The sequence below is a fragment of the Pantoea sp. UBA5035 genome, from assembly GCF_002415245.1.
Taxonomy (GTDB): domain Bacteria; phylum Pseudomonadota; class Gammaproteobacteria; order Enterobacterales; family Enterobacteriaceae; genus Pantoea; species Pantoea septica.
The window spans coordinates 80,039-105,275 of sequence record NZ_DICD01000022.1; the positions used below are offsets into that span (position 1 = coordinate 80,039).

The window sequence follows — 25,237 nt, forward strand, 5'->3', positions numbered from 1 at the left end:
TTTTTCTCGTTTTAGCCGCGTCGTTTTTCGACAACAGAGTCTTTGACCACGTGAAGGCCAGGAAGTCGCGCAACGAAGTGAAAAACCATGAAAAAAATAAGTGGGCATTATTATGCAAATGCCCGCTGTCAGGGCAAGCGACAGCGGGCATTTAGAGGGATTTTGCTGTAAAGCTGTACTTAAGCGGAGGTTTCCGGCAGTTTTTCCGCTTTCGCCTTGCTGGAAAGCGTCGCTTTCAGCTGGTTTTCATCAAGCTGGCCAACCCACTTCGCCACGACCACGGTCGCCACGCCGTTGCCGACCAGATTGGTCAACGCGCGCGCTTCGGACATAAAGCGGTCGATGCCGAGGATCAGCGCCAGACCTGCCACCGGCAGATGGCCCACCGCCGACAGCGTCGCCGCCAGCACGATAAAGCCGCTGCCGGTCACGCCCGCCGCGCCCTTCGACGAGAGCAGCAGCACCACCAGCAGGGTAATCTGATGGAAGATGTCCATGTGCGCGTTGGTCGCCTGAGCGATAAATACCGCCGCCATGGTCAGATAAATCGAGGTGCCGTCGAGGTTAAACGAGTAGCCGGTCGGGATCACCAGCCCCACCACCGATTTCTTACAGCCCAGCTTCTCCATCTTATCCAGCATGCGCGGCAGCGCCGACTCAGAAGAAGAGGTGCCGAGCACGATCAGCAGTTCCTCTTTGATATAGGCGACGAAGCGGAAGATATTGAAGCCGGCGACGCGCGCGATAAGCCCCAGCACCACCACCACGAACAGCACGCAGGTGATATAGAAGCAGACGATAAGCTGGCCGAGCTGTACCAGCGAACCGACGCCATATTTACCGATGGTGAAGGCCATGGCGCCGAACGCGCCGATAGGGGCGAGACGCATAATCATATTGATGATGCCGAAGATCACCTTCGAAAAGCTCTCAATCACGTTGAAGATCAGCGTGCCGGAGCTGCCGAGGCGATGCAGCGCGAAACCGAACAGAATCGCGAACAGCAGCACCTGCAGGATATTGCCGCTGGCGAAGGCGCCGATAACGCTGCCCGGGATGACGTCCAGCAGGAAGGCGATAACGCCCTGCTGCTCCGCCTGCTGAGCGTAGACCGCGACCGCCTTCGCATCCAGCGTCGCCGGATCGACGTTCATGCCGACGCCCGGCTGCAGGACGTTGACCACCACCAGACCGATAATCAGGGCGATGGTGCTGACAATTTCAAAATAGAGCAGCGCGACCGCACCGGTACGCCCCACCGCTTTCATGCTCTCCATGCCGGCGATCCCGGTCACGACCGTACAGAAAATCACGGGCGCGATGATCATCTTGATCAGTTTGACAAAGCCATCGCCAAGCGGCTTCATTTGCGTGCCTAACTCCGGATAGAAATGGCCTAACAGAACGCCGATGCCGATGGCTAACAGCACCTGAAAATAGAGGCTTTTAAACAGTGAGGTTTTCATAACAGGTGTCCACTACAACAGGGTTGTGAGGTTGTCGTTTTATTGTGTCCGCAAGCAGCGCGCGCCCCGGCGCTGGCGGTTGGCAAAAAATAACACCCTGTTAACGGGATTAATACAGGCTTACAAAGGCCGGGGGATTTCTGGAAACGCAACTATGAACTGAAACGCTTCAGCACGACCTTTTGTAACTAAAAAACGCGCAAAATCAACGAATCAGGCGGCGAAGAGCGCTCAGGAGAAGCGGTTCAGGAATGGGCAGAAAAAGCGCAAAAATTCGGCTACTCCCCGGCAGCGGGCGCATCCTCGCTGTCGACGGACGCTGGCAGCCAGGCTTGTGTAAAGCGTTCCAGCGACAGCGCCTCGGCATACAGATAGCCCTGACCGATATGAATGCCGCGCGCCAGCAGCCAGTCGCGCTGCTCGGCGGTCTCTACCCCTTCGGCGATCACGTCGAGATCGATAATCTCGGCGATGGCCGCCACGATGCGCACCATGGTGTCGTCATCCGGCAGCGCTGCGACGAAGCTGCGATCCATCTTCAGCTTGCTGACCGGCAGCGATTTAAACTGATGCAGGTAGTTGAGATTGGAGTAGCCCATGCCGAAATCGTCCAGCGCCACCGCGACGCCCACCGTCTGCAGCGAACGCAGCAGCGCCATCGCCATTTCGGCATCGCCCATCTGCGCGGTTTCAGTAATCTCCAGCACAAAGCTGCCGGGCGCAATCTGATGGCGCTGCAGCAGGCCCTGCAGATGATGCACCATGCTGGCGTCGCGCAGCTGCACGGCGGAGATGTTAACGCTGAGCGGGATAAGTATGCCGCGCTTCTGCCAGCCGGCGAGAATGCGACACGCCTCTTCGAATACCCAGCGTCCGATGGCGGCGATAACGCCGATCTCCTCGGCGCTGGCGATAAACTCTTCCGTCAGGCCGTAGCTGCCGTCCGGCATGCGCATGCGCAGCAGCGCCTCGGCGCCAGCCAGCTCGCCGGTCTGCATATTGATTTGCGGCTGCAGAAAGAGCCGGAACTGCTCGTCCTGTAGCCCTTGCAGAATGTCATGCTCCTGCGTCAGGCGTTTCTGCGCACGCTCGGTCAGCGCCGCGTCGAAAAAGAGAATCTGGTTCTTGCCCAAATGGCGCGCCGACATCATCGCCGAGGTGGCGCGGTCGAGCTGCTCGTTGGCGGAAAGCGGCTCTTCGTCATAGAGCGCCAGGCCGATGCTGGCGTTGGGCCGCAGCTGCAGCTGGTGCAGCGTCACCGGCTGATTCAGACGGATCATCAGATTGCGCGCCAGACGCATGGCGCGAAACGGCGTACCGGCGCGCTTCATCAGCAGCGCGAAGTCGCTCGGCCCGGTCTGCGCCAGCAGCGTATGATCGTCGACGGTGCTGCGGATCTTCTCGACCAGCGTCAGCATCAGGGTATCGCGCTGCTCGTCGCTCAGGACGCCGTTGGCTTCCTGCAGCGTTTCGATGCGGATCACCATCAGCCCGAACCCTTTGCTGTGGCTGCGGATATGCTGGTCGAGCAGCGCCAGAAAGAGCGCGCGATTGGGCAGATCGGTAACGGCATAATGGGTGGTCAGCCGACTCATCTCGTCATGCACCGACTCCAGCACCTGCTGGTTGCGGTTATAGCTGCGGATCAGCATGCCGATCTCATCGTCGCGATGGCTGGCGGGCAGCGCCAGCTTGTGGGTCAGGATCGCCTGCGGCGGCAGCTCCTGTAGCTCGCGCGAGATGCTGCGCAGCGGATGCACCACCAGCCGGTTGATGCACCAGCTGATCGCCACCGACAGGATCAGCGCCAGCAGCAGATAGGTGGTGACCATGGTGGAGACGGTGCTGAGGATAAACTGGTAAACGCGCGTCGAATTCGCCTGCAACACCAGATAGGCGAGCGGCTTGGGCGAGCCGCTGCTCTCCACCGAATAGAGCGGCAGGGTGATCTGCACCGGCAGTTCGAACAGGCGGGCGATAAACAGCGGGATCGGCTTTTCGTTTTCGAAACTGGCGTGCAGCGCCTGAAAGGCGTTGGGCAGCACCACGTCGGCGCGCGACAGGACGCCGGCGGGCTTCAGGGTTTGCAGAATTCGCTCAGCCTGGGCGATATCCGCCTTTAAGACCGCCTCGGAGAGCGGCTGGCGCACCGTATGGGCGATATTCTCCATCTGCTGGGCATAGTCGATCCTGCGCTGCTGCACAAAATGAAACAGTTGAATGACGATAAAGATAGAAACGGTAATCAGCGCCACCGCGGATACCGTCGCCATTTGCTTTATCGTAAGTGAACGGCTGACGCGCAAAATCTTCTCCAGGCTAAAAAGCACAGCTATCAGACAGGAAAATGCGCAGCAAGTATATCCTGGAACTCACTTTTTTATTGCCTGCCAGAGTCCGAGTTTTGCGCCGGCCAGCGATTATTTGAAATCTGCGTAAGGAATTAGCGGCTCCGGCGGCATATCGAGATCGCCGTCCCAGCCGGCGGCGGAGTAGCGCACATAGAGCAGCCCGTGGCTTGGCGTATAATCCTTCGCCTGCTGTATATCGACGCCTGCGCCGATAAACCAGTGCGGCGTCACGCGGCGCTCGACCACGGCCTGTAGAGTATAGCCGACGCCGCCTCCGCTGCTGCTCGCCGAGGTCGGATTGCTCGCCAGGGTAAAGCCGGGATTAACCGGATAGCGCTGCTGCGCGTCGGTTTTCGAGTGGGACCAGGAGACCGAACCGCCCAGATTGAACGACCAGTTCTCGGTGCGCTGCCGCCAGGTCACGGGCACGGAAAATGAGAGATACTCCTGCGGACTGTAGTAGCCGCCCTGGCCGAAGGTGTAGTCGCTGAGATCCTTCTGATAATGCCAGAGCATGGTGTTGAGGCCCACCGTGGCGCGGCGATTATCGCTATTGATTACCTTATAGTAATAGCCCGCCATCAGCCGCTCGCGGCTGTTGTCCGCCACGTTCTCGCCGGTGATCTGATGCGCGCTGATATCGGCCCAGACGCCGTGCGCGCCGCCGCGATCGTAGCTCAGCCCGACGCTGCCGCCGGTCGCCACCACGCCGCCCCAGGTTTTGCCGCCGTTGGCCGCCGGATCGCGTGCCCCCGCATAGGCGAGCAGCGAGCTGGAGATGGGGCGCCGCGAGGCGGTGAGCGTCACGCCAAGCTCTTTAACGTCGGTTTTCCAGCTGACGCCGCCGACCCAGTTGGTGACCTCGAAGCCGAGCGGCGTGGTGCCGAGGTCCGCCGACCAGACATCGTTGCGCCAGCCGACGCCCAGCGCGGTGCCTTCGTCGCGCTGGCTGGCGTAGCGGCTACAGCCGCCTGAGTTGGCGTCGTCGCAGCTGCCGAAGGTCTCGTCAAAACTGCCGTTGGTGGTGGAGAAGGTGCCCGCCGAGAGCTGAACGCGATCGAGCCGGAAGAAGCCGCGCCCGTCGGCAAGGGGCGTCTCCGCCTGCAGCATGGTGGTATGGGCGGTAAAATCGGAGACGCCGGCGGTGCCCTTGTTGCGCGAATAATCCTGCTCCAGCATCAGCGTGGTGTCCTGCTGGCGATAGAGATCGGCAGCGTCGCTGCGGATGCTGCGCTTCAGCCAGTCATCCTGCGGATTATTGCGCGTCAAGCGGCTGACGTTCTTGCTGTCGCCGATGCCGCTGGCGACCATCGCCTGCTGATAATCGGCCAGCGCGGCGTCAGGCTGCCGCTGCATGCTTTCCAGCCGCGCCGCATCGCGGAACACCAGCGCTTTGTCCTGCGAAGGCGGCTGCGCCGCGGCGCGCTGCTTCAGGCCCGTGAACTGCGCGGCGGCCTGCGTGACGTCGCCGACCGCCTGCCACGCCAGCGCCACGCGGCGATCGCCGTTCAGGCTCGCCTGCGCGGGCGGCAGCGCCTTCAGCGCCGTGCGCGCCTCGCTGTTGCGCTTCAGCGCCACCAGCGCTTCGATACGCCCGAGCGACGCGTCGCCGTTATCGGCATTCCGCTCAAGCACCTGCTGATAAGCCTCAAGCGCCTGCTGCGCGTCGCCGCGCGCCAGCGCCCAGTCGGCCAGCGTCAAATCGCGGCGGCTGGAGGCGGGCTGCTGACGCAGCAGCGCGATGGCGTCGCTCTCCTGCCCTGCCGCGCGCAGCGCCTCAGCGCGCGCGAACAGCTTATTCTGCGTCAGGCGATCCGCCAGCTCGCGCATATTGCTGCTCCACTGCGCCTCCGGCAGACGGCGCAGGGTCGCCAGCGCCGCCTCGTCGTTATCGTTACCGGAGAAATAGAGCGCCGACGCGTAGAGCGCGGTCGCGTCCTGCGGATGCTGCTGCTGCAGCGTCGCTATAACCGCGTCCGCCTGCTGCGGCGCGCCGCCGTTGCGCAGCGCGCCAGCCAGACGATAGCTGAGCCAGACGTCGTCCGGCGATAGCGTCTGCGCCTGGCGATATTTCTCTGCCGCCTCGCGCCAGCGGCTCTGCTGCGCCAGCGCGTCAGCTTCGGCGCGCAGGCTGTCGCTGCGCAAAGTTCGCAGCGTGTCGGCCAGCGCGCGCTGCTGCGCGGCGGGCAAACCGTTAATAAAGGCCATGGCGCGCGCAGGCGACTGGGTCTGATAAAGTCCCGCCAGGCGGCGAACCGCGGTGGTGTTGCTGGCGTCGAGCCGCAGCGCGCGCTGCCAGAGCTGCTCAGCGCTCGGCGCGTTGTTGCGCGCCAGCGCCACATCTCCGAGGCCGATCAGGGCGTAGCTGTCGCTGTTATCGAGCGTCTGCGCCTCGCGATAGCGCCGTTCCGCGCCGTCGAGATCGTGCTGTGCCAGCGCCTTATCGCCTTCGTCGATCGCCTGCCAGTAGCGGTTGGTCTGCAGCAGCGACTGCCACTTGCCCACCTGCGTGCTCTGCTGACCCGCCTGAATCGCGCGCTCCAGCCAGAGAACGGCGGCGGCGCGGTTATTGGCGCGCGCCTGCGCCTGGCCCATCGCGCCCATCAAGTCGGCATCGTTGGGGTTCGCCTTGAGCGCGGCGTTCAGCGCTGCGATAGCCTCGGCGCCGCCGCCCGCGTCCACCAGCGCCAGGCCGCGCATACGCTCGCGGTAGGCGGGATCGGCGAGCAGCGCCTGCTGCTTCGCCAGCGTCTCCTGGCCCTGCTTCTGCGCGTCGCCGTCGGTGAACACCTCCAGATAGGCTTTCAGCTGCGCCACGCTGCTATCGCTCACCGGCTGGTTATTGATCTGCTGCAGCCAGAGCTCTGCCGCGGCGTCGCGTCCGGCGCTGCTTTTCGCCAGCTGCTTCAGCTGCTCGACCGCCTGGGCTGGCTGCTGGCGATCGAACGCCATGCGAGCGAGCTGCAGCTCAACGCCGATATTGCCGGGATAGCGCTGTTCCAGCGCCTGGAGTTGCTGATACGCCACGCCGTCCTGGCCCGGTATACGCGCCAGCAGCCGCCAGTACTCCAGCGCGATGTTCGCATCGGGAAAGACGCCGTTGAACAGCGCGTCGTAGGCGCTTTTCGCTTCCGCGAGGCGGCCGGAAGTGGCAAGCAGGCGCGCCTCCTGCAGCTTCTGCCGTCCCTCAGAGGAGATCAGCGCCAGGCCTACGGCGGACTCGCGCGTCGCCGCCGAGTCGGGCGCGACCTTTTTCAGCTGCGTCAGCAGCGTCTGCGCGGCGGCAATGTCGCCCTGATGCAATGCAAGGCGCAGACGCGCCGCCAGCACCTGCGGATTATCGGGATCGATCTTCTCCAGCCGGTAGAGCGCCTGCTGCACCAGATCGTATTTACTGGTCGATTCGCCGGTGCGGACCTGCGACAGCAGCCACTCCACCGGCGAAACTTCCGGCCCGGCGCTAGGCGCGGCCAGGCCCGGCAGCGCGCCCAGCACGCCGCTCAGCAACAGGCTCGCCCGCAGCGCGCTCGATTTATTCATCTTCATCGTCAAGCAGACGGCGGCGCGTAATGATGCGCATCAGGCGCCAGGTCATCAGCGCAAACAGCACCACGACCAACACCGCGCAGAGCGCCAGCCAGAACGGATGGGTCGCCAGCATCGACCACAGGCGCTCCCACCAGGGGAGATGGCCAACGAAATAGTTGTCGCCGACGCGCAGGCTGTTGACGCCCGACTCGCGAATAATGGCGGCGGAGCCGAAGATTGCGGCGCGCTTGCCGCTGTCGGTCAGGGCATCGTTCAGTAGCTGCCAGCTGCGTGGGCTGCCGTCGGCCAGCAGCGCCACCACGCTGCGCTGATCGTTGAACGGCGACTGGAAGCCGATTACCGTCGCCAGCGGGCTGCGCGAACCAATGGCGGTGGTGCTCTCTGCCGCGCGATCGCCTTCGCTGACGCTGCCGGCATCGATGGCCGCCTGGCGCGTCGGCGTTTTTATCCAGCTGCCCGCGGCGTCGACCAGCGCAGCGATCCGGCGGTCATCCTGCAGATCTTTCGGGATGTCGCCGATCATCAGCAGATCGGCATCCTGCGACTTCGCTTTGCTCCAGTCGTCGCTGAACTGCACCCGCAGCGCCGGATAGCCGGTCTGCGCGCCGATATTGCCCAGCGCGTTCAGCAGCGTGCCGACCTGCTGCGCGTCAGGCTTCGGCTGCACCAGCACCAGCGTTTGCGCCAGATCGGCGTAGCGCGTGAAGGGGAAGCCCGCGCCTGCGAACGCGCGCAGCGAAGGCATTTCGATATAGTGACGGTAGCCGGAGAAATCGACGCTGGAGCTCTCGTCTACCACCACGTGATGGCTGACCGGCGTAACGTTTTCGCAGCGTCCGTCGGCCGCGCCGCTGATAATGGTGTTGGCGTAGTCGAAGTCGAAACGCAGCTGGTTAACCACGCCGAGGCGCAGCGCCGGAATCGTCAGCTGACGGCTGTTATCCTGCAATCCCTGAATCAGCGGAATATGCAGCAGCTGTTGACCGGCGGTATTCTTCGGCGGCAGCGGATAGTCCTGAATGAACTGGTTGTTCAGGTTGACCGCCAGCCGCGAACCGTCCGCCTGGAACGGCGCGGTGTAGCGATAGCTCAGATCCATATCGATGCCGCGCGCGCGCACCAGGAAGAGATCGGGCGGCAGGTTGAGCGTCAGGCCGATGGGATTGGGCTGCATGCCGTCGGACTGCAGCTGATTCTCATACTGCGTCAGCTCGGCGAAAGTGGTGCGTCGATCGGTTCGCACCCAGTTCGGCGCGTCGTAAGCTTTACGCGGCGCCTGCAGGTTGACGCTGTCGATGGTTGAGGTATCGCCGCGCAGCAGCAGTTCGCCCTGGGCGATGCCCTGCACCGCCGTCAGCAGATCCTCATCGTTGCGTCCCAGAATCAGCAGCATTTTTTCATAGGGATTGTCGGGCTGGCTGACGATTTCCACCGTGGGCTTGTTCACCGGCGGCAGATCTTTCAGAAAGTCCGGACGAGCGTCGTTGGTAGCGAACACCACGGCGTGCTGCTGCTGCGGCAGCTTGTTGTAAAGCACCGGGAAGTTCTGGCCGCGCCACGCGGCTTTGCTGCCGAACCAGGAGGCGAGCATCGCAGCGGCGCGCTGCTGCGCCACGTCCGGCTGTGCGGCGAAGACCACCGGCAGCGTCAGCGGCCGCTTGTCGCGCGCATCGAAGAAGGGCTCGGGAAAGTGCGACAGATCGTTTTTCAGCGGCAGCTTTTGCAGCGTTAAATCGAGGCCGCTCTCTTTGCCGATATCGAGCCAGATAGTGCTGTTGGCGGGGTTCTCGCACACGTTAGTGTAGTGGCCCACCAGCTCAAAGCGCACGCGGTTGAAGTCGCTGATAAAGCGGGGATCGATCGCCAGCTGGGTCTGGGTCTCTTTGCCGAGCTGCTCCGGCGTAACGGTAATCAGGCCGATCAGCTCGTCGTTGAGATAGACCTTGAGCTGCGACAGCGTCGGCAGCAGCGCGGGCGAGGGACGATAGCTGAGATTAAGCAGCGCACGGGTCACCACCTCGTCGCTGCGCACGCCGAACTCAATCTGGCCGCTCGGCTGCGAGCCGCGCAGCGTCATGCTGCCGGGCGGCGGCGCCAGACTGGTAAAGTCGAGCCGGCTGTCGCGCAGCGGCGCGCCGGGATCTTGCGGCGCGGCCTGAACCGGCGCCGCATCGGCGGGATTCGCCGGCGCGGCGTCCTGCGCGGCAGCGCAGCTTAGCGTTGCGGTGCCCAGCAGCAGGGCGGTAAACCAACCGTTCACTCTCGTCATCGTCATATCATCAACTCAATACGTTTTTTGAAGCGGGCGCCCGTCCGATGCCCTGCGGCAACAGCGAGGCCAGCCAGCTCACCCCAGCGGTAAGCAGGTTAAACAGCCGACGTAACTGCGGCGGACCATATTCCGCCAGGCGCAGATAACCCTTAAAGCCGAGGATCATGATATCGGCGAGGCTCTGCACCGGTTTATCTTCCGGGAAACCGTCCTGCCACAGCGCCCAGGTATCGGCGCGGGCGAAGGTGCACTGGATAAATTCAATATGCTGCTGGGTCGTCAGCTGATGCAGACGAATGCCGGCGCGCAGGCCGAAGACGCGCTGCACGCGGCACGGAAAGCTGAACTCCTGCTGGCCTCGGCGCAGCAGCAGCCAGACTTTTTCATCTTCCTTCAGCGCATTCGACTCGCGCAGTTCGACGCCGACGCCGCCGTCGGAGTAGTCGCGCAGCGTACAGGGCAGCATATGGCCATCTTCGCGCGCGATAGCGGCGGGCATAGCAATCTCTACGCGGTGCGCCTCGCGAATTTGCCGCGCCTCGACGGACACCGCGACCGCGCCGCCGAGGATCACCATGTTGTAGATGACCCACACCAGGCTCACCCAGACCGTCAGCACCTCGTTGGCCGGCCCGTAGTTCATGCGCCAGAACGCCATCGCCACGCCCGCCAGGTTGAGCAGCACCAGGAACATATAGGGTTTGGTGATCACCCAGTCGAGATGGTGCTCTTCCACCAGGCCGCCTTTCGCCGTCACGTTGAATTTGCCTTTGTGCGGGTTGAACAGGGCCACGGTGGTCGGCCGGGCGATATACCAGGCCAGCACGGTTTCATACACCTCGCTCCAGAAGGAGTGACGCCAGCGCCCCTGAATGCGCGAGTTAGTCAGGCTGGTGTGCAGCATATGCGGCAGCACATAGATAGCGATGGCCAGCGCGGGCGCGTAGATGATGTAGGCGTGGCAGAGCAGAAACGCCAGCGGCGCCAGCAGGAAGATCAGACGCGGAATGCCGGAGAGAAAGTGCAGCATGGCGTTGGCGTAGCAGAGGCGCTGCACCCACTTCAGCCCCTTGCCAAACAAGGGATTATCGAGACGGAAAATCTGCACCATGCCGCGCGCCCAGCGGATGCGCTGGCCGATGTGCGCCGACAGGCTCTCGGTCGCCAGCCCCGCCGCCTGAGGAATGCGGATATAGGCGGAGGCGTAGCCGCGTCGATGGAGGCGCAGCGAGGTGTGCGCATCTTCGGTCACGGTTTCCACCGCGATACCGCCGATCTCATCCAGCGCGCTGCGGCGCAGCACGGCGCAGGAGCCGCAAAAGAAGGTAGCGTCCCAGGTATCGTTGCCGTCCTGCACCAGGCCGTAAAACAGCGAGCCTTCGTTCGGCGTACGGCGGAAGCGGCCCAGGTTGCGCTCAAAGGGATCGGGCGAGAAGAAGTGGTGCGGCGTCTGCAGCATCGCCAGCTTCGGATCTTTGATAAACCAGCCGATGGTCATCTGCAAGAAAGCGCGCGTCGGCACGTGGTCGCAGTCGAAAATCGAGACAAATTCGCTGCGGCAGCGCGTTTTCAGCGCATGGTTGATATTGCCCGCCTTAGCGTGCTCGTGCGTCGGACGCACTACGTAGTTCACGCCGACGCTGGCGGCGAATTCGCGAAACTCTTCGCGGCTGCCGTCGTCGAGCAGATAGATATTGAGCCGATCTTTCGGCCAGTCGATGCCCATCGCCGCATAGATGGTCGGCTTCACCACGCTGAGCGGTTCGTTGTAGGTCGGCACCAGCAGATCGACGCTCGGCCACTGATCGAGCGTGGCAGGCATCGACACCGGCTGACGGTTAAGCGGCCACAGCGTCTGAAAATAGCCCAGCACCAGCACCACCCAGGCGTAGGTTTCCGCCACGATCAGCAGCAGCCCGAATATCAGGCTAAGCGGATCGTCCCAGTTGAGCGTCGAGGTATAGCGCCACCACAGATAGCGGCAGGAGACGGTCAGCGACAGCACGATCAACATCATGGTCGGGAAGCGGCCCGGCACGCGCCGCACCAGCATCGCCAGGCTCCAGAGCAGCACCACGAAGATAAACTGCGTCATAAGCCCGAACGGCTGACTGATGCAGAGCAGCGCCAGCAGCGAGGCGAACAGCGCCGCGCCGATAAAACAGAGGCGACGCGCCAGCGGCGAAAGCCGCTGCAGCCGCTGTTCGAGACGCGCGTCGACGTTGCCATTCTGAACGCGCGCGGAGAGCGTATCGAGCCACTGATAGCCGCGCTGCCGCCAGCGAAACAGCGGCAGGAAGCCTTTAAAACGCTGACGCTCGCTGCGGCCGCTGCTGTCCTGCGGCAGAATAACCACCAGCCACAGCGTCTGCACCAGATAGCGCAAAATATCCAACGGCCGCGGGCGCTCCGGCGAGATATGCGGATAGAGACGGCGGCGATCCTGAATAATGCGCTGCCAGCCCGGCGTCTCAAAACGCAGCAGCGCCCAGCCCAGCGCGCACCAGAACAGATTCAGGCCGCTGGCGAAGCGGGACGCGCCACGCTCGCGCGCCGTGACGTAGCGCGAACGCAGCGCCTGCCAGACCGGCGCAGTCAGCAGCCAGCGCAGCGGATTCACGGCTGTTCTCCGTTCAGATGGAGCAGCAGCCAGTTCGCCAGCGTAGTGATCTCTTCGCTGACCAGCGCATGGGGACGATACTCCCCTACCGGCTGCTTCATCATCAGCGCTTCCGCCAGCGCTTCGTCGCGATGGATAAGCAGCGGGATCAGGTTATTCAGCGACGCGACCCACAGCTGATGCAGATCCTGCTGCAGCCGGCTGTTGGCGTTGAACTGATTGATCAGAAAGCGCGTATGCGGCGTAAAAAAGCCTGCTGGTAGAGGCGAAGATGACAGTTGGCGTCAGGCGTCAGCACGCGCACTACGCCGTTGAGCCGCGGATAGAGAGCCTCATGCCAGGGCAACGAATCCGCGGGCAGATCAAAAATTATCCAGCGATAGCGACGCTGCAGATCCGCCAGCGCGTCGAGCAGCGGCGCAGCGAGGGCGGCGTCATGACGCAGCAATGTAAAATCTTTCTGATGAGTAAGCGAGCCATGAGGCAGCAGATCAGGGCCATCGGGATAGCGCAGCGCAGCGTTCTGCCAGGCGCCGCCGCCGAGCAGCGCCTGCATCCAGCCTTTTTCCGGCAGCGCGGGCAGGTTAAAGTGCGCGCCAAGCTGGCTCGACGGCGAGCCGTCAATCAGCAGTACGCTTTCGCCCAGCGCCGTCAGCGCCCAGCCGAGCGCGGCGCCGATAGAGGTGGCGCCTGTACCGCCGCGTACGCCTTGCAGCGCGATCAGCGGCATTAGCGCGACCTTCCCGGCTGTTCCGCCGACGTTTCGGCTAACAGCGGCCAGCGCGCAACAATGTACGCCAGCCGCTCTTCGCGAGCGATGTCGATATAGCGAAAAGCCTGCAGAGAAAAAGCGTCGCGCAAGGCGCTAATATCATCCTGACGTTGGCCGTCGGACGCGACCAGAGTATTAGCATTTTCATTTTTCATTACTTTTCGCCACGGATAAAACAACGTCGGGTAAAAGATGGTTATATTCACGCAGGCGTTAAATCGACGCTGCCTGAATCGGCGCGATGATAGATCAATGCGAACCCGTCTGTCATAACGTATTTTTAAATTTCTCAGGTTGCATCCTGCCCTGTCTATAATAAGCTAGCCTGGACTGAACAAATCGCGAATTCAATATGAAAAATTCCTTTGCGCTGGGGCTGTTGCAGGTTCAGCCTGAATTAACGGGATTGCAAACGCCCGGCTGTTATTGGGTAACCTGCGCGCGTCAGGAAGATGCGCGCGCTTTTATTCGTCAGGCGATCCTGGCGCAGCAATCCGTCACCCTTATCAGCGCAGACGAAAAGCCGCGCGATCTGCTGACGCCTGACCCGGCAGGCGGACCTGACCGTATCCCATTGTTTTCTCTGCCTAAAAATAAAAGCAGCCTGCTGCGTCTGGAGAGCGACTTTTCCCGCAAGCTCGGCAGTAAAAATGGGCTGGTGATTTTTAACAGCAGCGCGGCGCAGTGGGATAAACTGGACGACGCCGAGTTAACCTCGTGGATAAAGCGCATGCGCCGGGTGCTGATTAAAAAGCAGATGACGCTTTTAATGGTCACCTCCGGCGCGACGATAATTAACCTGCGTAATAATCTTCAGCGTTATTTTCGCCAGCTAGACGGCCTGGCGCATTTAGCCTTTCAACAGGATAGCTGGCAATATCGAATTAACTGGTGGTATGCCGGCGATCGGTTGCTCGCCGACCGCGCCATTCGTCTTGACTGCAAAGACGAGCGCTTTTACGCCGTAAATGAAAATGAAAAGCAGGAACCGCTCAGCTTAAACGACGAGCAACAATATCTTGCCGATAAAATAGTGCTGGAGGGCGCACCGCCCCTTTCGCGTCAGTGGCAGCTGTTTGATGATAATGAACAGGTCTTTTTGCGCGCCCAGCAGGCGAGCGCCGCGACGGTGATTTTCAGCCTGAGCCGCAGCGACCTGATCGGCGAGCTGGCGAAAATGGTGCACAGCCTGCGCCGCGCGCGCGGCAACGGCTTAAAAATCGTGGTGCGCGAAATGGGCACCAGCCTGCGCTACAGCGACGAACGTCTGCTGCTGGCGTGCGGCGTCAGCGCCATCGTTTCCGCCAGCGCCACTATGTCGCGCTTTTTGACCACGCTGGAAGGCCTGCAGGGTCAGGTTTTCAACCGCCGCGTGCCGGCTAACCTGGACGCGCTGACCGCCGCGCTGCAGCCGCTGCAGGAGAAAGGCTATCTGCGCCTCGACGCCTTCTGTCAGGCGGTGGGACAGCTGATCGGCAACACCCTGCTGCCGGATAACGACAAAGGCCTGCTGGTGGCGCTGCGTCCGGTGCCGCAGCTCAGACCGCAGCAGATCCTGACGCTGTGCAAGCCGCGCCGCTTCGGCGATCTGGTGACGGTGCTGGACGATCGCGTCATCCTGTTTCTCTCTTCCTGCCGCTATAACGATCTCGATAAAGCGCTGAAATTTATCTTTTCGCTACCGCACGACGAGCTTTTCGCGAACAGGATGGTTTGGTTTGAGGACAATCAAATTCTCGCCGAAATCAACAACATAAAAAATCTGACGCCGAATGCGCTGCAGGATATCACGCCGCAGATCCAGCTGACGCAGAGCGCTGACGAACCGGCGGAAACGCGCGAACGCAGCGCGCCCCAGCCGATTACTTTACTGCCGGAGATGAAAAGCTGATGAGCCTGATGGACTGGGTGCAAATTGCGCTGCTGGCGTTAGTCATCTTACTGTTTCTAAAGCCGTTATATCGGCAATGGCTGCCGCGCCGCTGGAACGGCATACTGAATCGCCTGCTGCCTGCGCGTGCGCTAAAGTCTGAAGGTCACTGGCAGCGTAAATCCTCGAAAAAGGATGCAAATCATTAATGAATAACGATCAACCGACTTCCGCTCACTCTTCCCGCTTATGGTCTTACTGGCGCGGGCTGGGCGGCTGGAACTTCTACTTTCTGCTCAAGTTCGGCCTGCTGTGGTACGGCTATCTCAACTTTCACGCCCTGAGCAATCTGGTGTTCCTGGCCTGGCTGCTGTTCCCGCTGCCCTCGCCGCGCCTGCACCGCCTGCGCAGCTGGATATCGATTCCCATCGGCTTCGGCCTCTTTTGGCACGACACCTGGCTGCCGGGCCTGGAGAGCATTGTCAGCCAGGGCGATCAGGTAGCGGGTTTCTCCGGCGCCTATCTGCTCGATCTGGTTAACCGCTTTATCAACTGGCAGATGGTCGGCGCCGCCTTTGCGCTGCTGGTGCTCTATCTGTTTGTGTCGCAGTGGATCCGCGTGACGGTGCTGGTGTCGCTGATGCTGATCTGGCTTAACGTGCTGAATATCGCCGGCCCCGCGCTGTCGCTGCTGCCGACCAAAGCCGCCACGCCGGAAGTGGTGCTTAATCAGACGCCAGCGGCCGGACAGAGCCCGGCCGCCGACGCGCCAGACGGCCTCGATCAGTCGGCGCCGCCCACCAGCGCCAATCTGACCGCCTGGCTGAACCGTTTTTACGACAGCGAACGCAAGCGCGTGACCCATTTTCCCGACACCCTGCCTGCGGATTCGCAGCCGTTCGATATTCTGGTAGTGAATATCTGCTCGCTCGCCTGGTCGGACATCGACGTCTCCCAGCTGCGCAGCCATCCGCTGTGGCGCCACTTCGATATCGTGCTGAATAACTACAACTCTGCCACAGGCTACAGCGGCCCGGCGGGAATTCGTCTGCTGCGCGCCAGCTGCGGCCAGACGTCGCACAGCGATCTCTATAAGCCGACCGACGCGCGCTGCTATCTGTTTGATAATCTGGCGAAGCTGGGCTTTAAAGAGCAGCTGATGATGGACCATACCGGCGTGTTTGGTAACTATCTCAAAGAGCTGCGCGACGACGGTAATATCCAGGCGCCGCTGATGTCGCAGGCGGGCATTGCGCCAGAGCTGACCTCGTTCGACGGCTCGCCGGTATTTAACGATGCGCAGCTGATGCAACGCTGGCTGGATGACCGCAGCAAGAGCAGCGACGCGCGCAGCGCCACGTTCTATAACCTGATCCCGCTGCATGATGGCACGCGCGATCTCGGCAGCACCAAAACCGCGCCGTGGAAGCCGCGCGCGCAGCTGCTGTTCGATCAGCTTGACGCGTTCCTGACTAATCTGGAGAAGTCGGGTCGACGCGTGATGGTGCTGGTGGTGCCGGAGCACGGCGCCGCGCTGCAGGGCGACAAGATGCAGATGTCGGGCCTGCGCGATATTCCCAGCCCGAGCATTACGCATGTGCCGGTGGGCATTAAGTTTGTCGGCATGAAAGCGCCGCATCAGGGTCAGCCGCTGGCCATCGACGCGCCGACCAGCCTGCTGGCGATTTCCGAGCTGGTTTCTCGCGTGGTGGATGGGCAGGTGTTTAACGCGCCAAACGTCAATATGTCGGTGCTGGCGGACAAGCTGCCGCAGACGCCGGTGGTGTCGGAGAATGACAATGCTGTGGTGATGATGTATCAGGGCAAGCCGTGGATCCGGCTGAACGGCGGCGACTGGGTTGCTTATCCGCAGTAGGTTTTGCCTGCTGCGCAGGCGGGCGCTGAGCGCGCGAACAGGCGCTGAGCGGGTTCCGCCCGCCAGACGGCAGGGAGTTTCAGCCGCTCCGCTGCTGGCGTGCGTGTTAAGGGGCTCGCCAGCCCCTTAACAATCCCGGCTTCCGGCAGCCTCCACGCCGCGCTCCGCGCGGTCCCTTCGTTGCTTACGTCGGCCGCACGGACCCGTCGGGACAGGCCGTCCTGGCCTGGCCCTCCCTCTCGCCGACGTCCTGTCGGCTCGTCCTGGCCGCCGTGCGCGCCTCAGCGTGTCGGATGCCTCTGACACTGCCCCGCCTGTGATTCCTGATTTTTCATTAACGACGGCGTCGTCTGAGCGCATGACTCATGCTTTCAGCGACAAAGATGCGCATTTAAGAATCAGAACTCGCAGCGGGGGTTGTGGGGGCCATCGCAGCCGCTGAGCGGAGGAAGGATTTCAGGACGAGCGGCAGGGATGCCGCGAAGAGGCTGGCATGAGCCAAGGATGGCGAATCCAGCCGGTCCGTCAGAAATCCTGAGAGAGCGAAGGGACCCGCGCAGCGGGCGGGTGAGCTGGCCCGGGGCGCGGGTGCAGGGCCGGCGCCCACCGGCCCTGCTCGGTCGCCCGCAGCGGGCGAAATGAAACTCCCTCGCTGTCAGGCGAACGAAACCTGCACCGCCGCCAGGCAAACGAAACCCGCACCGCTGTCAGGCGAACGAAACCCGCTCAAGACCGCCTGCGCAGCAGGCACCTCGCCCGTCCGCGCAGCGGACAAAAAGCGCCCGTTCGCCGCAGCGAACCTCACCCGTCAACGCTTCTCCTGAAGCGCCAGCCACACCAGCAACTGCAAACTGGCGGAAAAATAATTCTGGTCCGGCGCAAGCCGGTCGCTGATATAGCCGGTCTCGTTCAGCGTCAGATCGCGGATCGCCAGCAGGCCGCCGTCAAGATTATAGGGCGCGTTGCTGTTGCCGAGCACATCAAACCAGGCGGGCGTCGTCAGGCGACCGTAGCGCTGCCAGACGTTCTGGAACGGCACCAGACGCAGGCTCTGCGGATCGTACCACCAGATATAGAGCGGCACGCGCACCGCGTCGTAGCTAAAACGGTTCGAGTAGCCCACCGCAGGCGCTACCGAGCCGTCCGCGTTCAGCGCCACCCAGTCAAGCGGAAGGCCCATTTTGCCGAAATGCATCTCGCCCAGCAAATCCATGCCGTCGTCAATCAGGGCGTTCCACACCTTGAGATGGCTATGTTCGGCAAATTCGCGCCAGGCCTCGAAAATAAAATAGGAGGGGTTCAGCACGACATAGCTGGTCTTGTTGAACCCCTGCGCGCCCGGCAGCATCACCGTACGTCCCGCGTAGGTCACCACATTGTGCTTTACGATGGCGCGCTGAATGCGATCCGACGCCTGCTGATAGGCCTGCGACGACCACTTATCGGCCGCGCGCTGCAGCGCCCAGGCGATCAGCACGTCGCCGTCGGAGGCGTTGTTCTTGTCTGCCACCGGTTCAGCGGCATCCGGCGTATAGCGCCAGTAGAAGAGATCGTTTTGCGTATTCAGCAGATGCTGGCGCGTCCAGCCCCACAGCTTATCGAAGGTCGCGCGATCGTCGTTCGCCACCGCCAGCAGCATGCCGTAGCCCTGCCCTTCGGTATGGCTGACGTTATTGTTGGCGTTATCGACAATACGCCCTTCCGGCGTTGAAAAGCGGCTCTTGAAAGTGCTCCAGCCATCGGCCGACGCCTGCGCGCTTACCATCATCACCATGAAAAAAATCACCCATCTGAGCCAGGCTGGCTTTGTCATCTTGTCGCTCCGTTAGTACCGATAGTGCAGCGTATTGCCGTCGTTAAGCTCCAGCGCCACCGCAACCGCCGCGCCGCCGCCCTGCGCGCGCAGCCAGCCGCCGTAAAGCCCCGCCAGCACGGCGGCCAGCGCCGACTGCCAGCTTTCCGCATCCAGCGCGCCGTCGCCCGCAGGCAGCGCATGGTGTTTCAGTAAAATCGCCGCGTCCTGCGGCTGCAGCTGAACAAAGCCCCAGTTAAAGCGAGCCAGCTGCAAATTCATTTCGCGCTCCAGATCCTGCACGGTGCGCGCGTCAGGCAAAGGATAGCGCGCCGCCAGCGAATCGCCCATGTCGTAGAGAAACGCCTCCGCCTCTTCTTTGCCCGCATTGGCGAGCATGCCCTCCATCATCACGCTGACCAGATCGAACCAGCCGGGCTGATGCGTATGGCTTGCCGCACCCGTATGCTCACTCATTAGTTGTCTCCAAACAGATAGCGGAAGTAGAGCTGCGCCGTGCTTTCGCTGTAGTCGCCGAAGGTGTCGTAGCCCAGCTGGCCGCCGACCGTGACCGCTTTATTCACTTTGTAATCCGCGCCGGCGTGCAGGTTGTAGCCGATGCCGTTTTTGCTGTCGCCGCTATAGTAAGCGCTCTTTACCGCGCCGCTCGCCGCATAGGATTCCAGCTGCGCCTGCATAGAGGGATCGTTCGGGAAGTATGCGCTGCGATCCTGGCTGTAAGACTGATAGCCGACCGAGCCGCCGACCTTCACGCTCAGGTCATCAAACCTGCGCGTGAAATCGATGGGAAACGACACCGCCGTATAGTTCTGCGGGCTGAAGTAGCCGCCCTGACCGTAGCTGAAATAGCTGAGATTTTTCGAGAAATCCATCCACGACAGGCTCATACCGACCTTCAGTTCGCGGTCCTCGCTGTGGAAAGGCCGTACGTAAGCGCCCGCCGTGGCGTTAAGACTGTCGTTGCTCGCCACGTTCTCGCCGATATAGCGGTAGGCGCCGCCGCCGACGTAGAAGCCCGCATCGCCGTTGTCATAGCTCAGCAGCGCATTGCCGCCGTTTTTAGTGACGCCGCCCCAGCGTTTGCCGCTCGCTTTGTCCTGTACGCCGACATAAGAGAGCAGGCTGTCTGTCATCGCGCGGCGCTCTCCGGCAGGATTAGCGTCAGGAAGTCGGTGAGTTTCGGCGACCACTGCACCCCGCCCACCAGCGTGCTGAGATCCTGGCCCAGCGGCGTGCTGCCAAGGTCGATTTTATAGCTGTCGCCTTTCAGCGCCAGATTCAGCTCCACGCCGGATGCTCGCTGCGAATCGGTCGAGGCGCTCGGCACGTCAGTGACCTTCGCGCCGCCAGCGGCAACCACCTTCGCCTGCTCCAGCGCGTTGCTGCCGAAGCGACGCCATGCATCGCCCGCCGCGCTGCCCGCCATCAGCGAAAGCGGCGTCATCATAAAATCGAAGCGCGCGTCGCCGAAGGGCACGGTTGAGAAGGTCAGCGGCGCTTTCGCCTCGGTCAGCTTGCTGAGGCCCGACTCGCCGTCGCGCGCGCGCACCTGCACCTGACCCTGCGTCCAGGTGCCGGTTTTCTCCTGCAGCCCTTCCATCATGCTGTCAATCTGATGCAGGGTGCGCGCCTGCTGTAGCGGCAGGTTATCGCCGCTCGCCAGGACGACGCCTTCGGCGCTGCTGGTCACGCCAGCCGGTGCGCTCTGCCACGGCAGTACGCTGCCGTAGCTGGACGGCGAGCGTCCCACCGGCGAGGTGCTGCGGTTAATAAACGGATTGTCGGCCAGCGCCAGGCCGCCGACGGTCGGCGTCTCGCCGTTTTGTACGCTCTGCAAACCAATCAGCTGGCCACGCGCGCTGCGCAGATAGCCCATCGCCTGAGCGCGATCGCCGTTGGCATCGGCGACGCGCGCCAGCAGCAGCAAGCGCTCTGGCGTTTGCTGCGCCTGCAGGCCGCGCGACAGATCGTTGGCGCGCGCCAGGTTGTTCTGCGCCAGCGCCACGTTAATCGCGCCGACGCGCGCGTCCTGGGTCGCGGTGTCCTGGGTCAACAGGTAGTCATAGACCACGCCCGCTTCCTTGTTCATCTTGCCGTCCTGATAGAGACGGGCCATGGCGAACATCAGGTCGCGATTCTGCGGGTCGTGCTGCAGGGCGCCAATCAGCTTGTCATAGGCGGCGGCGTAGTGCTTCTGCTCGCGCAGGCGATCTACCTCGTTAATCACGTAGCCGTTGCGGATGCCTGCCAGCTGCGTCGGCGTGCTGCGCGCCTGCAGCTCTGGCGCGTCAAGGAAGCGCTGCGCTTCGCTGGCCAGCCCCGCCTGGTTCAGCACGGCGACCTGCGCCGCGTAGTCGCCCGCATTGCCCTGCACGCCGCGCTGCATGTTGCCGCGCACGATGGCGACGGCGGTCGCGACGTCGCCCGCTCTGGCGAGCTTTTGCGCCAGACTGCCTGCATCAGCCGGGTTAGCGGGCGGCGTCTGCGCCAGCGCTTTTAGCGTGTTAACAGCGGCGGCGTTCGCGCCCTGCGCCAGATAGCTGTCGGCGGTCGCCATCTGCAGATTGAAGTTGACGCGCTGCGCCAGCTCGCGCATGTCGCGCGTCTGGGCGCTGGCGGGAATTCGCGCCAAAGCGCGCTGGCCTGCTGCCAGCCGCCGCTTTCGCTGGCGTTGATGGCGGCGGCGTAGCGCTCGCTGACGCCCGCGCCATCGCGCATCGCAAACTGCATCACGCCTGCGGCCTGCGGCGTGTCGCCCTGCGCGCGATAGAGGCGCGCCAGGTCCAGGCGCAGCCAGCCGTCGCTGGGATAGCGCTGAATGCCCTGCTGCAGCGTGGCGATCGCCGCGCTGGCGTCTCCTGCCTTCAGCTCGCGTTTCGCCTGCTGGCGAATCGGGTCGCTGCCGCCATTGCCGGCTCGCGGCGCCACGCTCTGGCGCACGCTGTCGGGCAGTGACGCCAGCAGCGTACTCGCCTCGGCGCTGCGGTTTTGCTGGCGCAGAACATAGAACAGCCCCTCTTTCGCGCTGCGGTTATCCGCATCGTTTTGCAGGATGGCGCGATAGGCGCGCTCCGCCTCGCTGAACTGGCTGCCGCGACGCAACACGTCGGCGCGGAACAGCTGCGCGGCGACGCCTTTTTCCCCTTCCGCCTGCGTCAGCGGCGCGCTGAGCGAGAGCGCCTGCGCGCTGTCGCCGTTTTTCAGCGCCTGCTGCGCCGCCGCCAGCTGCGCATAGAAGCGCGCGTCGTTGGCCTGCTGCTGCCGTTCGGCGCCGCGCTCGCCGCCAAGCTGGGCCGCGCGTTGCAGGTAGTCCGCCGCTTCGCCGTAGCGGCCGCCGCGCTGCGCGACGTAGCCCATGCCCGCCAGCGCGTCGGCGTCCTGCGGACTGGCGCTCAGCACTTTCTCAAAGCTGTTTTGCGCGCCGCTGACGTCGCCGCTGTTAAGCGCGTTAAAGCCCGCGCCCTTCTCGGCGCCGCCGACATTTTTACGGTAGTAATCCATTACCGCCGCGTCCTGCGGATGGCGCTGCTGCCAGCTCTGATAGCGCGCGGCGTCCGACGGCTGCGGGCCGAGCCACAGCAGCGCCTGGCGCAGCGAACGATCGGCCTCCGCGCTGCCGTCTGCCAGCGTGCCGAGCAGATCCACGCCCTCGCGGCGCGTCGCGTCCTGATAGGTCAGGGCTTTGCCCAGCGCCAGTCTGGCGCTGACATCCTGCGGATGCGCCGCCGCGAACTGGCGCAGCGCGTCGACCGCCTGCGGCAGCAGGGTGCGATCGCCCGCCATCGTCAGGTAGTACTCCGCCGCCACGCTGGCGGGCGGCTCGTTGCCGTTAAAAGTGTTGCGCCACGTCTGCAGCGACGCGGCGATATTGCCGCTGCGCGCCTGCTGGCGCGCCAGCGCCAGCTGCGCCTGCGGGATAGTTTGCAGCTGGCGCGCGTTGTCCAGCTCGCTCAGGCGCGCATCCTGCGGCGAGACGCTGCTCAACTGCTGGCGGTAGCGCGCCGCGCCTTCGACGTCGCCGCCCTGCTGCGAGTAGAGCGCCAGCAGATAGAGCGCCTGCGCGTTGTTCGGCTCCACCATCAGCACTTTTTGCAGCGCGGACTTCGCTAAATCGTCATGCGCTTTTTGATGCCAGTAGGTCGCCTGATCGAACAGCGCCTGCAGCGCCGGATTGGCGCTTTCCGCCGCCAGCAGCGGCAGAGAGAGAGAAAGCGCGCCGCCCAGCAGCAGCGCGCGACGGATAGCGGTGCTTATCGTTATTTTCATTATGTTCATCCTGACCTCTTACCGGAGTCGCGCGCGTTGGGCGGGGTCAGTCGACGCCGCGCATGACGCTGCAGCATGGCGAAAATCGCCGCGCCTGCCAGCCCGGCAAGGATCAGCGCCGCCAGCGCCATCAGCACCGAATGCTGGCTGGCGTACCACACCACCATCATGTACCAGGGCATCTCGCCGCTCGGATACTGCGGGCCGACGCGGAAGCTGCGAATGCCGTTCTCGTCGGTGATGATGGCGGTATCGCCACGGATCGCCGCGTTAATGCGCGCCGAGTTCAAATCGCCATGCAGGCGCAGCAGCTGTTCGTCGCTGGTGGCCACTGTCATCACCACGGTGCGATCGGGATTCCAGGGCGATCGGTAGCTGACAAAGCCGCGCCACGCCTCGTTCGAGGAGAAGTAGCGATCGGCATCCAGCGGCTGGCGATACCAGTCGCCGGTCAGCCAGCTGCGCACGTTGTCCAGGGTCGAGGGCGTTTTTACGCCGAAGGTGGCGCCGTTGGCCTCGAACGGCGAACGCGCCAGCATCTGCTGGTTAAAGCCGCTGTCGCCGGTGGTGCTGATCGCCAGCACGTCGCTCTTCGCCAGCCGCGCCAGGTGAATGCCGCCGCTGGGCAGACCGAACATCACCTGGTTCTGCGTCAGCGCCGCGCCGGTGGCGTTGCCCGCGCGCGCCGCCAGATGGAGCAGCGTGGCGATTTCGGCATTGCTCGGTTTCTCCGGCATCAGCAGCGTGGTCTGGCTGAAGTCCGCCAGCCGCGTAAAGGGAAAGGAAGCGCCGACGAAGTAGGAGAGATTCGGCAGCAGCGTGAAGTGGCGCGTGTGGCTCAGGTCGATCCACGACTCCTCTTCAATGCGGCTTTTGATGTTGTTGTTGAGCAGCACGCCGCAGGGCGCGTCCGCTTTCGGCCGGATATTGAAGTAGAGCGAGAGCTGGTTGTCGCCGTAGATCAGCCAGGGATCGAGATGCAGCTGATACTGCTCCTGACGCGCGTCGCCGCCCAGACGGTGCCACGCCTGTTCGAGCAGGCCGACTTTGTTTACCGTCAGGTTGCGCAGAAAGGTACCGTTCAGCATCACGTTGAGGAAAGAGCTCTTCTCGTCGATCCAGCTCTCCGACGGAAAGCGATAGTTCAGGTTCACCGGCACGGTATCGCCGTCCCACAGGAAGAGATCTGGCGCGGCGCGAAAGTTAACGCGCAGCGCGTCGTGCCAGAGGCCGGTCGACGTCAGGCTCTGGTTCGGGTCCAGCAGCTCGTTGAGACGCACCGGGCGGCTGGTGTTGATCCAGCGCGGCGCGTCGTAGGGTTTGCGGCTGGCGAGAGGCTGCGGCTGAACGGCGAGGCTGCTGGCGTCGGTGTTCAGCGGCTGCGTAGTAAGGCGCAGCGCCGCCTGACGCAGCTGGGCGTCATCCTCGCCCGTCACCAGCAGCAGCTTATAGACCGGATTATTGGGGTTATCCACCAGCGTCAGCTGCGGGCCGCTCGCCTGCGGCAGGGTCAGGGCGCCGATACGATCGCCCGGATGACCGAACAGAATGCCATTTTGCTCGGGCAGCTCGCCGCGCGATACCGGGAAGCGGATGGTGCGATAGTCGCTCTGAATGCCGAGCCACGATGCCACCAGCGCGGCGGCGCTAATCGCGTCCGGCGCGACGTTGCTGGCGAAGCCCATGGCGACCGACGCGGGCGTCATGCGCAGCGGATCGATAAACGGACGCGGGAAGTTGCGCAGGCGCGTGCCGATATTCAGCTGCTGTCCTTCCAGGCTCAGCGTCGTCTTCGGCAGGATCGTGACCTGATAGTTCTGCGCGCGCTCTTTCTCGCACAGCAGCTTATCCGCATCGTTGATTTTAAAACTGAGGTTATTGCTGGCGACCACCATCGCGGCAGGGATCTCCAGCTGATAGTCGCTGACGTCGCTGTCGCTGACGCCGAGGGGCAGCGTGCCAAGCGGCTGACCGTTGAGCATCAGCTGCAGCGAGGTGTTGCGCGCCGCCAGCGCCTGAGAGACGCGCAGCGACAAATTGAGGTGCGCGTTGGTGATCACCTCATCGCCCGGCAGGGTAAAAACGATGCCGGACTGCAGCTGGCCGCCGCTCAGGATAATGCCCTGCTGCTGGCCCATCTGCGCGACGGAAATGGTGCTGCTGATCGGCTGATTCAGCGCCGCGGCTGGCGCGGGCGCGATTACCGGCTGGCCCGGCACAAAGGGCGCGGCGGCGGCGGCGGATGAGAGCTGCCGATCGGCCTGCTCCAGTCCCGCCGGCGGCGGCAGATCCACCAGCGCGCTCTCCTGCTGTATGGCGGGCGCGGTCGGCTCTGACGCGGCGGGCGCGGCCGACTCCGGCGCGGCGGGCGCGGTCGGTTCC

The 25,237-nt window shown here is 63.2% G+C and carries 12 protein-coding genes and 2 pseudogenes; 3 read left to right on the forward strand and 11 right to left on the reverse strand.

The genetic code is table 11. The features are described 5' to 3' along the window. Window positions 1–179 precede the first annotated feature (179 nt). The 7 genes and pseudogenes from B3229_RS15225 to bcsR all read right to left on the reverse strand — a co-directional run bounded on the left by B3229_RS15225 (window position 180) and on the right by bcsR (window position 13,185). Entirely contained in the window at window positions 180–1,466 is a 1,287-nt protein-coding gene (locus tag B3229_RS15225) for a dicarboxylate/amino acid:cation symporter (protein ID WP_286872102.1), read from the reverse strand. A 278-nt stretch (window positions 1,467–1,744) separates the two neighbouring features. Then, entirely contained in the window at window positions 1,745–3,772 is a 2,028-nt protein-coding gene (gene hmsP / locus B3229_RS15230) for a biofilm formation regulator HmsP (RefSeq protein ID WP_286872103.1), read from the reverse strand. 114 nt (window positions 3,773–3,886) lie between these two features. Beyond that, a complete protein-coding gene (gene bcsC, locus B3229_RS15235) occupies window positions 3,887–7,357 on the reverse strand; it encodes a cellulose synthase complex outer membrane protein BcsC (protein WP_286872105.1) in 3,471 nt (1,156 codons plus the stop codon). Beyond that, window positions 7,350–9,641 carry a cellulose biosynthesis cyclic di-GMP-binding regulatory protein BcsB gene (gene bcsB / locus B3229_RS15240; RefSeq protein ID WP_286872106.1) on the reverse strand — a complete coding sequence of 764 codons (2,292 nt, stop codon included), beginning with the start codon at window positions 9,639–9,641 and terminating at the stop codon, window positions 7,350–7,352. The genes bcsC and bcsB (B3229_RS15240) overlap by 8 nt, the downstream gene beginning before the upstream one ends. A gap of 4 nt (window positions 9,642–9,645) precedes the next feature. Further along, complete coding sequence (gene bcsA / locus B3229_RS15245) at window positions 9,646–12,258, reverse strand: UDP-forming cellulose synthase catalytic subunit (protein ID WP_048783757.1); 2,613 nt, start codon at window positions 12,256–12,258, stop codon at window positions 9,646–9,648. Then, window positions 12,255–12,988: pseudogene (gene bcsQ, locus B3229_RS15250) on the reverse strand (cellulose biosynthesis protein BcsQ). Before bcsQ ends, bcsA begins: the two are co-directional and overlap by 4 nt. Further along, window positions 12,988–13,185 (reverse strand): cellulose biosynthesis protein BcsR, encoded by a 198-nt coding sequence (gene bcsR, locus B3229_RS15255; protein WP_286872109.1) that lies wholly within the window; start codon window positions 13,183–13,185, stop codon window positions 12,988–12,990. Before bcsR ends, bcsQ begins: the two are co-directional and overlap by 1 nt. Before the next feature lie 197 nt (window positions 13,186–13,382). On the opposite strand from bcsR, the gene bcsE reads away from it, so the two are divergent. Genes bcsE through bcsG form a run of 3 tightly spaced genes read left to right on the forward strand, consistent with a single transcriptional unit; the run spans window position 13,383 to window position 16,776 of the window. Further along, complete coding sequence (bcsE, locus tag B3229_RS15260; protein WP_286872112.1) at window positions 13,383–14,921, forward strand: cellulose biosynthesis protein BcsE; 1,539 nt, start codon at window positions 13,383–13,385, stop codon at window positions 14,919–14,921. After that, window positions 14,921–15,109 carry a cellulose biosynthesis protein BcsF gene (gene bcsF / locus B3229_RS15265; RefSeq protein ID WP_286872115.1) on the forward strand — a complete coding sequence of 63 codons (189 nt, stop codon included), beginning with the start codon at window positions 14,921–14,923 and terminating at the stop codon, window positions 15,107–15,109. Before bcsE ends, bcsF begins: the two co-directional genes overlap by 1 nt. Beyond that, a complete protein-coding gene (bcsG, locus tag B3229_RS15270) occupies window positions 15,109–16,776 on the forward strand; it encodes a cellulose biosynthesis protein BcsG (RefSeq protein WP_286872118.1) in 1,668 nt (555 codons plus the stop codon). Before bcsF ends, bcsG begins: the two co-directional genes overlap by 1 nt. Window positions 16,777–17,584: 808 nt before the next feature. Here the strand turns inward: bcsG and B3229_RS15275 are convergent. From B3229_RS15275 to bcsB (B3229_RS15290), 4 genes and pseudogenes are all read right to left on the reverse strand, one after another. Beyond that, on the reverse strand, window positions 17,585–18,589 hold the full coding sequence (locus B3229_RS15275) for a glycosyl hydrolase family 8 (RefSeq protein WP_286872120.1): 1,005 nt from the start codon (window positions 18,587–18,589) through the stop codon (window positions 17,585–17,587). A gap of 12 nt (window positions 18,590–18,601) precedes the next feature. After that, window positions 18,602–19,045 (reverse strand): cellulose biosynthesis protein BcsD, encoded by a 444-nt coding sequence (gene bcsD / locus B3229_RS15280; RefSeq protein WP_286872122.1) that lies wholly within the window; start codon window positions 19,043–19,045, stop codon window positions 18,602–18,604. Beyond that, window positions 19,045–22,855, reverse strand: a pseudogene (locus B3229_RS15285) (cellulose synthase subunit BcsC-related outer membrane protein). The gene bcsD and the pseudogene B3229_RS15285 overlap by 1 nt, the downstream one beginning before the upstream one ends. A 5-nt stretch (window positions 22,856–22,860) precedes the next feature. Next, window positions 22,861–25,237, reverse strand: a 2,377-nt coding sequence (gene bcsB / locus B3229_RS15290) for a cellulose biosynthesis cyclic di-GMP-binding regulatory protein BcsB (protein ID WP_286872124.1), incomplete at its 5' end; no start/stop codon positions are given.